13 protein-coding genes are annotated in these 13,495 nt (G+C 66.6%); 9 read left to right on the forward strand and 4 right to left on the reverse strand.

Translation table 11 applies throughout. From position 1 onward, the window contains the following. Window positions 1-11 precede the first annotated feature (11 nt). From ACQR03_RS27920 to ACQR03_RS27935, 4 genes are all read right to left on the reverse strand, one after another. Complete coding sequence (locus ACQR03_RS27920) at window positions 12-1,508, reverse strand: porin (protein WP_315753059.1); 1,497 nt, start codon at window positions 1,506-1,508, stop codon at window positions 12-14. Next, window positions 1,505-1,855 carry a hypothetical protein gene (locus ACQR03_RS27925; RefSeq protein ID WP_315753058.1) on the reverse strand — a complete coding sequence of 117 codons (351 nt, stop codon included), beginning with the start codon at window positions 1,853-1,855 and terminating at the stop codon, window positions 1,505-1,507. The genes ACQR03_RS27920 and ACQR03_RS27925 overlap by 4 nt, the downstream gene beginning before the upstream one ends. A 60-nt stretch (window positions 1,856-1,915) precedes the next feature. Further along, complete coding sequence (locus ACQR03_RS27930; RefSeq protein ID WP_315753057.1) at window positions 1,916-2,917, reverse strand: LysR family transcriptional regulator; 1,002 nt, start codon at window positions 2,915-2,917, stop codon at window positions 1,916-1,918. A 468-nt stretch (window positions 2,918-3,385) separates the two neighbouring features. Beyond that, window positions 3,386-4,360, reverse strand: a complete 975-nt coding sequence (locus tag ACQR03_RS27935; protein WP_315753055.1) for a Ku protein — start codon at window positions 4,358-4,360, stop codon at window positions 3,386-3,388. A 248-nt stretch (window positions 4,361-4,608) separates the two neighbouring features. On the opposite strand from ACQR03_RS27935, the gene ACQR03_RS27940 reads away from it, so the two are divergent. The 9 genes from ACQR03_RS27940 to ACQR03_RS27980 all read left to right on the forward strand — a co-directional run bounded on the left by ACQR03_RS27940 (window position 4,609) and on the right by ACQR03_RS27980 (window position 13,361). Beyond that, on the forward strand, window positions 4,609-4,761 hold the full coding sequence (locus ACQR03_RS27940) for a hypothetical protein (RefSeq protein WP_315753054.1): 153 nt from the start codon (window positions 4,609-4,611) through the stop codon (window positions 4,759-4,761). Window positions 4,762-5,035: 274 nt separating this feature from the next. Continuing rightward, on the forward strand, window positions 5,036-5,710 hold the full coding sequence (locus ACQR03_RS27945; RefSeq protein WP_006614547.1) for a response regulator transcription factor: 675 nt from the start codon (window positions 5,036-5,038) through the stop codon (window positions 5,708-5,710). Window positions 5,711-5,772: 62 nt separating this feature from the next. After that, a complete protein-coding gene (locus tag ACQR03_RS27950; RefSeq protein WP_315716143.1) occupies window positions 5,773-7,149 on the forward strand; it encodes a sensor histidine kinase in 1,377 nt (458 codons plus the stop codon). 110 nt (window positions 7,150-7,259) lie between these two features. Next, a complete protein-coding gene (locus tag ACQR03_RS27955; protein WP_315716144.1) occupies window positions 7,260-8,726 on the forward strand; it encodes a hypothetical protein in 1,467 nt (488 codons plus the stop codon). A gap of 106 nt (window positions 8,727-8,832) precedes the next feature. Further along, entirely contained in the window at window positions 8,833-9,102 is a 270-nt protein-coding gene (locus ACQR03_RS27960; RefSeq protein ID WP_315716145.1) for a hypothetical protein, read from the forward strand. 138 nt (window positions 9,103-9,240) lie between these two features. Next, the gene (gene ccmI / locus ACQR03_RS27965) at window positions 9,241-10,344 is read left to right on the forward strand and encodes a c-type cytochrome biogenesis protein CcmI (RefSeq protein ID WP_315828272.1); all 1,104 of its coding nucleotides are present in this window, start codon (window positions 9,241-9,243) and stop codon (window positions 10,342-10,344) included. Between the two features lie 31 nt (window positions 10,345-10,375). After that, window positions 10,376-10,894, forward strand: coding sequence for a cytochrome c maturation protein CcmE (gene ccmE / locus ACQR03_RS27970; RefSeq protein ID WP_434842028.1), 519 nt, complete (start codon window positions 10,376-10,378; stop codon window positions 10,892-10,894). After that, window positions 10,891-12,870 carry a heme lyase CcmF/NrfE family subunit gene (locus tag ACQR03_RS27975; RefSeq protein WP_434842029.1) on the forward strand — a complete coding sequence of 660 codons (1,980 nt, stop codon included), beginning with the start codon at window positions 10,891-10,893 and terminating at the stop codon, window positions 12,868-12,870. Before ccmE ends, ACQR03_RS27975 begins: the two co-directional genes overlap by 4 nt. A gap of 5 nt (window positions 12,871-12,875) precedes the next feature. Beyond that, on the forward strand, window positions 12,876-13,361 hold the full coding sequence (locus ACQR03_RS27980) for a cytochrome c-type biogenesis protein (protein ID WP_316202802.1): 486 nt from the start codon (window positions 12,876-12,878) through the stop codon (window positions 13,359-13,361). Window positions 13,362-13,495: the final 134 nt, after the last annotated feature.

Below are 13,495 nucleotides of genomic sequence, written 5' to 3' on the forward strand. Positions count from 1 at the left end.
ACAGTCCAGCTTCAAAAGTTGCGCTGGGCGCGCAGCAGCATGCTCACCGTGTCCTGGTCCTTGAGCTGGTAGATCGCGGCCGGCTTTGCCGTGCTCGTGACGGCCGGAGCAATCGCCGTGCCCGAATATTTCTGGTCGAGGTGGCTGTAGGTCACGTCGGCCGAGAAGGTGAGGCCCTTGACCGGCGTCCATCGGGTGATGAGGCCGATCTGTCCGAGATTGAAGTCGGGATTGCAGGTCGAGCCCGCGGTCAGCATCCCGGTGGCGGCGATGCCGGCACAGATGAGGCTCGATCCCGTCTGGCCATAGCGCACCTGGGCATAGGCGCCATACAGCGCCGTATTCCAGCGCGGATCCCAATTGTGGGTGAAGGCGCCGCGCATGCCCCAGGTCTGCACGGTCGACAGGCCCGTGCCGGTGCCGAACACCGCGTCGCCGACGCCGGCGAAGCCGATGCTCTGATAGGCGCCGGCTACGCCCGTGCTGCCATACATCGAATAGGTCGTGTTGGCGAGGCTCTGGAAGTTGTAGCGGCTCGCGCCGTCGGTGTAGACCGCCTGCAGGTTGACGACGTCGCCCGGACCGGTCGGGATGTTCTTGATCGACAGCGCCAGTTGCGCGGCCCAGCCCCACTTGTCGGAGGGATGACCCGAGGTCTCGGACGCGCCGTAATAGGCGGCATGATTGTCATGCGCGGCGAACGACGCCTGGAAGATGCCCCACGCCTGGTCGACGCGAACCATGCCGATGATGTCGGGAGACACCGTCCCGCCGAAGCTGCTCGAGCCATAATTGCCGCCGAGCACGCCGGCCGCGGTGATGCCCGAGGTGTTCCAGATGTTGGTGGTGAAGAACTGCGTCTGGTCTTCCAGCGAGACCGCGGCGGTGATGCCCTGGCCGAAATCGGCGGTGTAGGTGAACTGGTTGACGCCGTTGTTGGAGCCGCTGCCGCCGACCAGGCCGTCGAAATTGTTGCCAGGATAGTTGGTCCAGGGCGCGTCGAAGGTCGACACGGCCTTGCCCATCGTGAATCCGGCGAACTGGATGAAGGCGTAGTAGACGCCGACGATGCCGCCCGAGATGGCGTCGCCGGTGTAGGACGTCGCGCCGGCGCCCGCACCGCCATAGGAGCCCGAGGTCCAGTTCAGCACGGTCTCGAAATAGGTACGCACCACGCCATATTCGGTCGCGGTGCGCGTATCGATGTTCAGATCCTGGCGCGAACGGGTCTGATAGCGGTTGCTCAGGCGGTTATCGGCGCCGGCCTGGCCTGAATAGGCGCCACCATAGTTGCTGTTGGTCCACAGCGCGGTCTCGGCGCGCAGATAGCCGCCGAGCTTGATGCAGGTGTCGGTACCGGGAATGTAGTAGAAGCCCGTGCCGTACAGCGAGCACACCTTCACATATTCGACGGCTTTGGCCTTCAGTGGAAGATCCGCAGCCTGCGCCGCCGCGGCGGACAATATCACTGCTCCCGTTCCGAGTAGCAGGCCCCTCAACGTCTTCATTTCCCGTTTCTCCGGTTGATGGCGATGCACACGGCCCCCCGCGTGTCGCCCCTGGCTTCGCCAGATTGCCGCTCCCACACCTCTGATTCCGACGACGGCTCGATCAGCGCGGCCGGCGGAATGGTTGAATGAAGTGTGCATGAGCCAATTTCAATTTGATGAATGCGCTCTGCTTTGTTCGAAGCCCACTCGATCGTCGTTAACACGCTGCTCGCACGCACCAGCATCGACGCAGTCACGCCGCGGTTTTGGCCTCGCGGTGTCGATTTGTTAATGGTGATAATCGTGAATAGGTTAGATGGGAATCCCGAACAATCCCGGTGCACATCGCAAGCTGCGTACATCATGGCGCGTTCGCAGCGCCGCTGCCGACGCGCGATTGACCTCTCCAGCCTCGCAACGCGATCTCAGCGACGGTTGGGCTCGACGTGAATCGACGTTCGATGTGACGTCGCTGCTACCAACCCGCGTGCGTCGTAATCCGCCGCGCGCGACATTGCGTCCAGCGTGACGCCGCTGCGCCAGCGCTTGACGAAGTCGAGAAAGACCTGCAGCGGCATCGGCGGTTGCCGGCGGCTCGGATGGTACAGGAACAGTCCGGGCGTCGCGTAGCGCCAGCCGGGCAGCAGCCGCATTAGCCGTCCGTCGGCCAGATGCGACTCGATCATCGGCTCGACGAGATACGCGACGCCGATGCCGTCGAGCGCGGCATTCAGCGCGAGATCGAAGTCGTTGACGATAAGGGAGCCGTCCACGGCAATCTCGGTGCGCTCGCCGCCCTTTTCGAAGATCCAGGGCTGCAGCGTATCGTCGGCAGGGACCCGATGTCGGATGCAATTATGGGCCTGGAGATCCTCGGGCACGGCCGGCGCGGGATGCGCCGCGAGATAGCCGGGGGCGGCAACCGCAACGAAGCTGCACTCGTCGAAGACGCGGATGACCTTCATGTCGCGCTCCACCCGGTGGCCGGATCTGATGCCGGCATCAAAGCGATTGCGCACGATGTCACTGTTGGTGTCGTCGACAGCCAGTTCGATATGGATGTCCGGGTATTCGGCCAGGAATGACCTGATCAGGGGCCCGAGCCCTCTCACGGCGAACACACGGGATACGGTCAGGCGCAGGGTACCCATCGGCTTGTCGCGGAACGCGTTGATGCTCTCGATGGCCTGGTCGACCCGTTCGAGAATCGGCTGGATCTCCGCCAGCAGGCGCTCGCCGGCCTCGGTGAGGGCCACGCTGCGCGTCGTCCGGTTGAACAGCCTGACGTCCAGCCGCTCCTCGAGGCTCTTGATGGTCTGGCTGATGGTCGGCAAGGAGCAGCCGAGATGAGCGGCCGCCTTGGTGAAGCTCAACGAATCCGCGACGGCTGCGAAAGCGGAGAGCTCGGACAGCTGAACCCGTGCCATCGCTAGGCGTACTGCGCCCGGCGTTGGTCCGCATCGTGCTGAAACATCCACATCCCCCTGATACGCCGCGTCGTGCGGCTGGGACGACTTCGCCAGCGTCGTCCCGACCGATCAGGCACATCAATCTTCCATCAGGAAGCTTACGCCCGGATCACCATCCCGCGCCGCAGAGCTAGGTGCGACGTGATCATTCCGCAAGCATCGAAGTGATGTCGAAACGATCACAAATCCGCGCCTGATCGCCGGACCACCATCGCAGGATCGACTTACCTGACCTAGGCAGATATTTTTTCCACCAATTGGGGGGACGATCGATGCGGTGTCCTTGGTGGATGACCCGCAACACCACGCGCGATGGCGTGCCCACGGCAACAGCTGGAACTCGCGGGAGTCGCGGTCGAGCGACCGTTATGCACAGGGACCCGTGCGCCGCGCGAAGGTTCAGATGTCGTTCGCCGTATCGAAGCCTCAACTGGCCTTGCGTGAGCGTGCGGTGGTTCGTGCCGGCTTCTCCGACTTCTTCGGCTCCTCGGCCTTCTTCGGCTCGTCCTTGGCCTTCTTGCCGCTGATCGGCAGCAGCATCTCGCGCTGGCCTTCGACGCGCTTCTTCGGCTTCTTGGCCTTGGCCTTCGGCGCGGGGGCGCCAGCGGCGGGCGCCTTGTCACCCTCGCTGGCAAGGCTGCGCTTCAGGGCGTCCATCAGGTTGATGACGTTGCCGCTCGACTTCGGTGCAGCCTTGGCGGCGATGGTCACGCCGCTGCGCTTCTTGTTGATGAGCTCGATCAGCGCGGCCTCGTAGTGATCCTCGAAGTTCTCCGGCTGGAAGTCGGCAGATTTCTTCTCGACGATGTGCTTGGCGAGATCCAGCATGTCGCTGGTGATCTTCACATCCTGGATGTCGTCGAAATATTCTTCCTCGTTGCGCACCTCGTAAGGGTAGCGCAGCAGCGTTCCCATCAGGCCCTTGCCGAGCGGCTCCAGCGCGATGATGTGCTCGCGATTGGTGAGCACGACCCGGCCGATCGCGACCTTGTCCATGCTGCGGATGGTCTCGCGAATGACCGCGAAGGCGTCGTGGCCGACCTTGCCGTCGGGGACGAGATAATAGGGACGGATCAGATAGCGGCTGTCGATGTCGGTGCGCGGCACGAACTCGTCGATCTCGATCGTGTGCGTCGATTCCAGCGCGATGTCCTCGAGCTCGTCCTTGGTGACCTCGATGTAGGTGTCGGTGTCGACCTTGTAGCCCTTGACGATGTCGTCATTGGCGACTTCCTCGCCGGTCTCGGCATCGACCCTGCTGTATTTGATGCGGTGGCCGGTCTTGCGGTTGATCTGGTTGAAGGAGACCTTCTCGGACTCCGACGTCGCCGGATAGAGCGCGACCGGACAGGTCACGAGCGACAGGCGCAGAAAACCCTTCCAATTGGCGCGCGGGGCCATGACCTACTCCACTTAACTCCGAACTAACGGCTTGCTCCGAACCGGACTGCTGCGGGCGTCGTTCTCGCGGCAGCCGCGAGGATAACACCCGAGGCTGCGGATTCAACAAGCTGGCCGGCAGATTCTCGGATCGGCGTTAACCCGTCGCAGGGGGCGCCGCCCCGGAACATCATCTGGCGGCCGACGTTGCCAACGGGAGTGCGTGACAGAGCGCTTCACCGCTCGAATAACAGTGAGCTGAGGGCACCATGACAGCCAGACGACCGACGCAGATCGTCGAGACCCCCACCGAAGCGCGGCAGGGCGAGCCTGGACCGTCCGTCCTGGCGATCCTGGCCATCTCCACCGGACTGGCGCTGCTCGTCCTTGGCCTGATCTGGTTCGTGTTCTTCCGCACCTGACGCGAGGACCGTTCGATCCGCTCCATTGCGTGGCCGGGTAACGTCCGTCCGCGTCCCTCAGATCCGCGTTCGAGCCCCGCCATCCGTGCGGCGGGTCTTCTCATGCCCGTCTTTCAGAGCTTATATCCGCCCCAATTCTGTCGGCCCCTGCCGGCGGTCCCGATCGAGATGACCAAAAAGTAACCTGGTCGCTCGGGTTCCGTTCATGCACGGTTCACGGCCTTCCGGTTCATCTTGAGGGCGGAAATCGTGCAGTTCAGCTTTGGAGGCAAGCGTGCGTCTGCTCGTTGTCGAGGACGATCCGGATCTCAACCGTCAGCTCACCACGGCCCTGAGCGACGCCGGCTACGTCGTGGACCGTGCGTTCGATGGGGAGGAAGGGCACTATCTGGGCGACAGCGAGCCCTACGACGCTGTCGTGCTGGACATCGGCCTGCCCAAGATGGACGGCATTTCGGTGCTGGAGGCGTGGCGGCGCAATGGCCGGGCGATGCCGGTCTTGATTCTCACCGCGCGCGACCGCTGGAGCGACAAGGTCCAGGGCTTCGACGCCGGTGCCGACGACTACGTGGCCAAGCCCTTCCACCTGGAAGAGGTTCTGGCGCGCATCCGCGCGCTGCTGCGCCGCTCGGCCGGCCACGCCCAGAGCGAGCTGACCTGCGGGCCGGTCACCCTCGACACCCGCACTGGCAAGGTCAGCGTGTCGGGCAACCCCGTCAAGATGACCTCACACGAATACCGCCTGCTGTCCTATCTGATGCATCATTCCGGCCGCGTCGTCTCGCGCAGCGAGCTGGTCGAGCATCTCTACGACCAGGACTTCGACCGCGACTCGAACACCATCGAGGTGTTCGTCGGCCGCATCAGGAAGAAGCTCGACTGCGACGTCATCCAGACCGTGCGCGGCCTCGGCTACCTGCTGACCCCGCCGCCGGCCGCAGGCGCCTGATCCGTTTCCGGAGCCAGCCATTCGAGGTGGCCGGGCGCCGGCCGTTTCGCTAGTTTGCGGTCATGCGCCAGAGTTCACTTGCCACCCGGTTGTTCCTGTCCGCGACCGCGTGGCTCGTGGTCATCCTCGCCATCACCGGCATCGTGCTGTCCTCGGTGTATCGCAATGCGACCGAGCGCGCCTTCGATCGCCGGCTCAACCTCTATCTCCGCACCCTGATCGCCGAGGTCGCCACCCCCGACGATCCGCCGGACCGCCAATTCCAGTCCTTGGGCGAGCCGCTGTTCGAGCTGCCGCTGTCCGGCTGGTACTGGCAGATCACCCGTACCGACGCCGAGAAGCCGGAGGTACGGGCCTCGCGCTCGCTGTGGGACAAGAAGCTGCCCAAGCTGGAGGAGCAGGGGATCGAGCTGACGGCGGCCGGGATCCGGATCGGATATGTCGAAGGGCCGGAGAACCAGGACCTGCGCATGGTCGAGCGTCCGGTGGATCTCGGCTCCGACGGCAAGTTCCTGGTCAGCGTCGCCGGCGATGCCTCGGAGATCTTCGACGAGACCCGCAGCTTCGACTACTACCTCGGCGGCACCTTCACCGCGCTCGGGATCGTGCTGCTGCTCACGACCATCTTCCAGGTCCGCTATGGCCTCGCGCCGCTGAAACGCATCTCCGAATCGATCGCCGACATCCGGTCCGGGCGCGCCGAGCGGCTGGAAGGGGAGTTTCCGGTGGAGATCGCGCCGCTGGCCCGCGAGACCAATGCGCTGATCGACGCCAATCGCGAGATCGTCGAGCGGGCGCGCACGCATGTCGGCAATCTCGCCCATGCCATCAAGACGCCGCTCTCGGTCATCGTGAACGAAGCGGCGACCCATGCGGCGGACCCCTTCGCGGCCAAGGTGATGGAGCAGGCGGACGTCATGCGCGACCAGGTCGCCCACCACCTCGAGCGGGCGCGGATCGCCGCGCGCGTCACCATCGTGTCCACCGTGACGGAGGTGGCGCCGGCCATCGAGGCGCTGCGCCGCACCATGGAAAAGATCTACCGCGACCGCAGCATCGTGGTCGAGGCGACCGCCGATCCCGCCGCGCGGTTTCGCGGCGAGCGCCAGGATCTCGAGGAGATGGTCGGCAATCTGGTCGACAATGCCTGCAAATGGGCGGCTTCGCGGGTCTCGGTCGAGCTCACCGTGGAGCCGCCGGCCCAGTCCGGGGCCTCGCCGATGCTGCGGATCGTGGTCGATGACGATGGCCGCGGCCTTTCGGCGGCCGAGCGCGCCCAGGTGCTGCGGCGCGGCCAGCGGCTGGACGAATCCAAGCCGGGGTCGGGGCTCGGGCTGTCGATCGTCACCGATCTGGCTGCGCTCTATGGCGGCCGCCTGACCCTGGGCGATGCCCCGACCGGGGGACTGCGGGCGGAGCTGCGACTGCCCGGCGTTTGACGGGGCGGCGAATTTCGCCATCCTAAAGGTGTTCTTAATATCGCGGACGCTATGGTTCGGGCAGGGGTGCGCGATGTGCGCTCTCGCCGTGGAAATTTGCACGCCGGCGCATGGGTCAGACAGCTCACGAGCGGTTAAGGGAATATCTCGGGCAGCTGCCGCCGAACGCGCAGTCGCTCCTGATGCGCGAATTCGAGCGCGCCATCGAGCGCGGCCAGGACGTCGCCGTGGCGACCCTGGTGCTCGAGCAGCTGCGCAAGGTGGTGCGGCCCGTCGCGCCGCCGGCTCCCGCTCCAGCAGCCGACCCGGCGCGGCCCCAACCCGCCATCGAGGTCGCCCGTCCGCAAGGCCGCGACGAGCGCCGCCAGAGCGGCGATGGCCCGCGTCGGCTGTTCCGGCCGCTCGACCCGTTCCTCACCGATTCCACCGGTCCTCTCCGTCCCGGCCAGATCCGCCGTGCCTCGCTGCTGCCGGTCTGGCAGTGGCTCGGTCGCGAAGGCGCGCCGGAGCGCTACGCCGAATTCGAGGCCGCGATGTCGGTCTCCGGCGACAGTTCGCGCGAGGTCGAGATGGCCGCACGCAAGCTGCAGCGCGCCGCCGCCGAGGCGCTGATGAACCTCGTCGGCCCCAACGCGACCGGCGACCGCCAGCGCGCGCTGGCCCGCATCGGCGCCCCCAGCGTGATCGAGGATCTGCTGCCGATCGCGCTGGTGCTGCAGAACCGCGAGGCGCTCGACGGCCTCAACGGCCGGCTGCCCGGCATCATCCGCGTGCTCGGCGATTCGCAGATCGCCTCCGTCACCGAAGCCATCAACGTGCCGTCGCTGCAGACGCCCTCGATGCTGCCGTTCGCACTGTCGCTGGTGATGCAGCGGCTCGCCGCGCCCTGGCAGATCATCCGTCTCGCCACCAAGATCGCCGCCTCCGACGACGAGATCAGGGTCGCCGCGACCCCGTTCGGCGTCGCCGTCACCATCGCGCTCAACGATCTCGCCGGTCTCGCCTCGGTGCTGCGCGCCGACATCCGGCGCGGTCATTTCTCCGATCTCGGCGATACGCTGAAGACGCTGCATGACGGCGTTCGCGGCCTGCGCACCGAGCTCGACCTGCGCTCGGAATCGAACTGGGGCAAGCAGCTCACCGCGATCCGCGCCGACATCTCCAATGCCCTGCAATCGGAGATCGACAGCGTGCCTGGCCGCGTCCGCCGCATCCTGCGCCAGCGCGCCGACAAGGACATTCCGGCCGGCGCCGGCGTCGATGGCAGCGAGGTCGAGGAGGTGGCTGCACTGATCGAGTTCGTCGCCGTCTGCCGCAACTATGCCAGCGAGCTCGCGATCAACGAGGTGACGCTGCGGACCTATTCCGATCTGCAGCAATATGTCGAGAAGGCCACCGAAGCGCTGGTGCAGTCGCTGCGCTCGGGCGACGCGCGGGCGCGCGCCTATCGGCAGTCGCAGGTGTCGGCGGCGATCCGCTTCTGTCACGTCCTGTTCGGCAACGACTACGCCCAATTGATGAGCAGGTCGGCCGAGAACGCGATGAACGGCGAGCGAAAATCCTCGCGCGCCGGTTGAGATTTTCTGCTAGTCTGTCGACGTTTTTGATTTTGCAATTTCAGGTTGACCTCGCCCCGGGGCCACGCATAGGTTCCGCCAAGTTCCATCCATTTTCATCAAGACCATGATTTCCGTCATCAACTTCGTCGAGGTCGAGAACCGCGTCGTCCGCGCGACCTATCGCAACCTCATGATCAAGGCCAAGGTCGTGCTCGTCGACAAGACGAGCGGGGCGCCACTTCCCGATCCCGTCACCACCATCGCCTCTCCGGTCCCGGTCGGGTCGCTGCGGATCAGGCTCACCGACCATGTCCGGCCGGGCACCTATTTCCTTATGGCCCTGAACGGGCACGGCAGCTATCTCGCCAAGAGCGCTGAGTTCGAGGTCCCCTAATTACGTAATCCTCCTGAGTTTTTTGGCGCGGACGGCTGCGCTACCACGGCGGCAAATGTGAATTGCCGCCGGGAACGGTGCTGGTTAAAAGCGGCGCGAGGCGCGCCTGCCGGTGGGCGCTGACTGGAACTCTGTCTGATGACTCTCTGGTTCGTGTTCGCCGTGATGACGGCCGCGGCGATCTTCGCCGTCCTGCTGCCGCTCGGCCTGGGCGCGCGGGCCGCGTCTGGCGGTCGCGAGGTCGTCGTCTACAAGGATCAGCTGGCCGAGATCGAGCGCGATGTCGAAACCGGGCTGATCGGCAAGGTCGAGGCGGAAGCCGCGCGGGTCGAGATCGGCCGCCGCCTGCTGGCTGCCGCCGACCAGGAGGGCGAGGCTGCGGGGAAGCCGAGCCTCGGCCTGCGCCGCGCGGCGGCCGTGCTGGCGCTGATCGGGGTGCCGATCGTGGCGCTCGCGGTCTACCTGCCGCTCGGCTCGCCGCAACTGCCGGATTTCCCGCTCACCGCACGCGCGGCGCCGCCCAACGGGACGCAGCCGCTGGAAACGCTGGTGGCGCAGGTCGAGCAGCACCTGCAGAAGAACCCGACCGACGGCCGCGGCTGGACCGTGCTCGCCCCGGTGCTGGCGCGGCTCGGCCGCACCGATGACGCGATTCGGGCCTATCGCAACATGATCACCTATGCCGGCGACGGCGCGGCCAAGCGCGCCGATCTCGGCGAGATGATCACGGCCGCCGCTGGCGGCGTCGTCACCGCCGAGGCCAAGGCGGAGTTCGAGCGCGCCCATGCGCTCGAGGCCGACGAGCCGAAGTCGAACTACTACCTCGGTCTCGCCGCCGAGCAGGACGGCCGCAAGGACGATGCGGCCAACATCTGGCGGGCGATGCTGGGCAAGGCGCCGGCGGATGCGCCGTGGCGGCCGCTGGTGACGGCGGCGCTCGGCCGGGTCGGCGGCGGCGAGGTGCCGGCGCTGCCGAGCGAGGCGATGGCCGCGGCCAAGAGCATGAGCGACGGTGACCGCGAGACGATGATCCGCGGCATGGTCGACCGGCTGGCGGCGCGGCTGAAGCAGAATGGCGACGACGTCGAGGGCTGGCTGCGCCTGGTGCGCGCCTATGTCGTGATGGGCGATCTCGACAAGGCCAAGGGGGCGTTGTCGGATGCGCGGCAGGCGGTGTCCGGCGATGCCGAGCGGTTGCGGCAGCTCAACGAGGGCGTGAAGACTTTCGGCTTGGATGGATGAGCGGCGCTTCCGCCGCCAACGGGATCAAGGGATGACACGCAAGCAGAGGCGTTTGACGATCATCGGCGGGGCGCTGTTCGTGCTCGCGGTCGCCGCAGGGCTGGTGCTCAACGCGCTGCGCGACTCCATCGTGTTCTTCTCGACCCCGACCATGGTCGCGGAGAAGCATATCGGCCCGGGCAAGCGCTTCCGGCTCGGCGGCCTGGTGCAGCCGGGCTCGCTGAAGCGCGGCGACGATCTCGCCGTCAGCTTCGAGGTCGCCGATGGCGGCGCCAAGCTGCCGGTCGCCTACAAGGGCATCCTGCCGGATCTGTTCCGCGAAGGGCAGGGCGTCGTCGCCGAGGGCGCGCTCGATGCCGACGGCGTGTTCAAGGCCGACACCGTGCTCGCCAAGCACGACGAGACCTACATGCCGAAGGAAGTCGCCGATGCCCTGAAGAAGCAGGGCCATTGGAAGGACGATTACGGCAAGCCGAAAGGCGGCGCCAAACCGGGCCCGGTGTCGATGCGCGAGGGCGCTGACAAGAGCGCGGCAGGAGCGACGCAGTGATTGCAGAGAGCGGACATTACGCCCTGGTGCTGGCGCTTGCGCTGGCGCTGATCCAGTCCACCGTGCCGATGCTCGGCGCGCATCAACGTGACGTCGCCCTGATGAATGTCGGCCGCTCGGCCGCGCTGGCGCAATTGCTGTTCGCCGGTCTCTCCTTCATCGCGCTGATCACGTTGCACGTGACCTCGGATTTCTCCGTCGCCAACGTGTTCGAGAACTCGCACTCGATGAAGCCGCTGCTCTACAAGATAACCGGCGTGTGGGGCAACCACGAAGGCTCGATGCTGCTGTGGGTGTCGATCCTGGCGCTGTTCGGCGCCATGGTCGCGGCCTTCGGCAACAACCTGCCGCTGTCCTTGCGCGCCCGCGTGCTCGCGGTGCAGGCCTGGGTGGCGACCGCGTTCTATCTGTTCATCCTGACCACATCGAATCCGTTCGCGCGGCTCGCCAACCCGCCGATCGAGGGCCGCGATCTCAATCCGGTGCTGCAGGACATCGGCCTCGCCGTGCATCCGCCGATGCTCTATCTCGGCTATGTCGGCTTCTCGATCTCGTTCTCGTTCGCAATCGCAGCCCTGCTCGAAGGCCGCATCGATGCCGCCTGGGCGCGCTGGGTGCGGCCGTGGACCCTGATGGCCTGGATCTTCCTGACGCTCGGCATCGCCATGGGCTCGTACTGGGCCTATTACGAGCTCGGCTGGGGCGGCTGGTGGTTCTGGGACCCGGTCGAGAACGCCTCGCTGATGCCCTGGCTCGCCGGCACCGCGCTGTTGCACTCCGCTGTCGTCATGGAGAAGCGCAACGCGCTCAAGGTCTGGACCATCCTGCTGTCGATCCTGACCTTCTCGCTGTCCCTGCTCGGCACCTTCCTGGTGCGCTCCGGCGTCATCACCTCGGTGCACGCCTTCGCCAGCGATCCGACGCGCGGCGTGTTCATCCTCGGCATCCTCGTGCTGTTCATCGGCGGCAGCCTGACGCTGTTCGCCGGCCGCGCCACCGCGCTGAAGCAGGGCGGGCTGTTCGCGCCGATCTCGCGCGAAGGCGCGCTGGTCTTGAACAATCTGCTGCTCACCGTGTCCTGCGCCACCGTGCTGTTCGGCACGCTATACCCGGTGATCATGGAGGCGCTCGACTTCAAGCTCTCGGTCGGCGCGCCGTTCTACAACATCACCTTCGGCCCCTTGTTCGCGCTGTTGCTGCTGATGGTGCCGTTCGGTCCGATGCTGGCGTGGAAGCGCGGCGACCTCGTCGCGGCGACCCAACGGCTGCTCGCGGCCGGCGTCACGGCGCTGGTGGCGATCGCGATCGTCTGGGCCTGGGCGCGCGGCGGCAGCGCGTTGGCGCCGCTCGGTATCGGTCTCGGCGTGTTCGTCATCACCGGCTCGGTCGTCGATCTGGTCGAGCGCAGCGGCGTGGCCCGCGTGCCGTTCAAGACGGCGCTGCACCGGACCCGCGGCCTGCCGCGCTCGGTGTGGGGCACGGCGTTCGCGCATGCCGGCCTCGGCGTCGCGCTGCTCGGCATCGTCTGCGAGACCACCTGGAACAGCGAGCTGATCAGCACCTTGCGTCCGGGCGACGTGCGCAATCTCGCCGGCTACCAGATCAAGTTCGACGGCATGAGCCAGCGCCAGGGCCCGAACTTCAGCGAGGTCGTCAGCACCTTCGTCATCAGCGAGGACGGCAGGCAGCTCAGCGTCCTGACGCCGAGCAAGCGCAGCTTCGCCACCCGCGGCATGTCGACGACGGAAGCCGCGCTGATGACGCGCGGCGTCAGCCAGCTCTACGTCTCGCTCGGCGATGCCACCGCCGACGGCGGGCTGGCCGTGCGCATCTATCACAAGCCGCTGGTGCTCTTGATCTGGTTCGGTCCGGTGCTGATGGCGTTCGGCGGCCTGCTGTCGCTGTCCGACCGGCGCCTGCGCGTCGGCGCGCCGCGGCCGGCGCGCGCCGCGCGCGCGCTGCAGCCGGCGGAGTAGGGCGGATGCGACGCAGTCTCGGCTTCCTCGCGCTCGCGCTGCTGCTGTTGAGCTCGCCAGTGGCGCATGCCGTGCAGCCCGACGAGGTGATGTCGGACACCGCCAAGGAGCAGCGCGCCCGCGCGCTGTCGCGCGAGCTGCGCTGCATGGTCTGCCAGAATCAGTCGATCGACGATTCCGATGCGCCGCTGGCGCGCGACCTGCGCCTGCTGGTGCGCGAGCGTCTTGCCGCCGGTGATAGTGATAATCAAGTGCTGGACTTCCTGGTCGCGCGCTACGGCCAGTTCGTGCTGCTGAAGCCGCGCTTCGAGCGCCAGACCCTCCTGCTGTGGCTGCTGCCGCCGATGCTGCTGCTCGGCGGTGGCCTGGCGCTGTGGTGGCAGGTCCGCCGCCGCGGCCAGCGCGGCCCGGAGGGCACGCCGAAGCTGACGGCCGAGGAGGAGGCGCGCCTCGCCGCTCTGATGGCGGCCGAGCAGCCGCCGGCGACGTGATGATCCGCTAACGCCACGATCACCTGCCAGTTAGTTACTCCGTCATGCCCGGGCTTGACCCGGGCATCCACGTGGATCCCAGAGTGCCGGACGACGTGGATGGCCGGGTCAAGCCCGGCCATGACGACGGAGAG

This window comes from Bradyrhizobium sp. HKCCYLS3070, from assembly GCF_051167575.1.
In the GTDB taxonomy this organism is placed as follows: Bacteria; Pseudomonadota; Alphaproteobacteria; order Rhizobiales; family Xanthobacteraceae; genus Bradyrhizobium.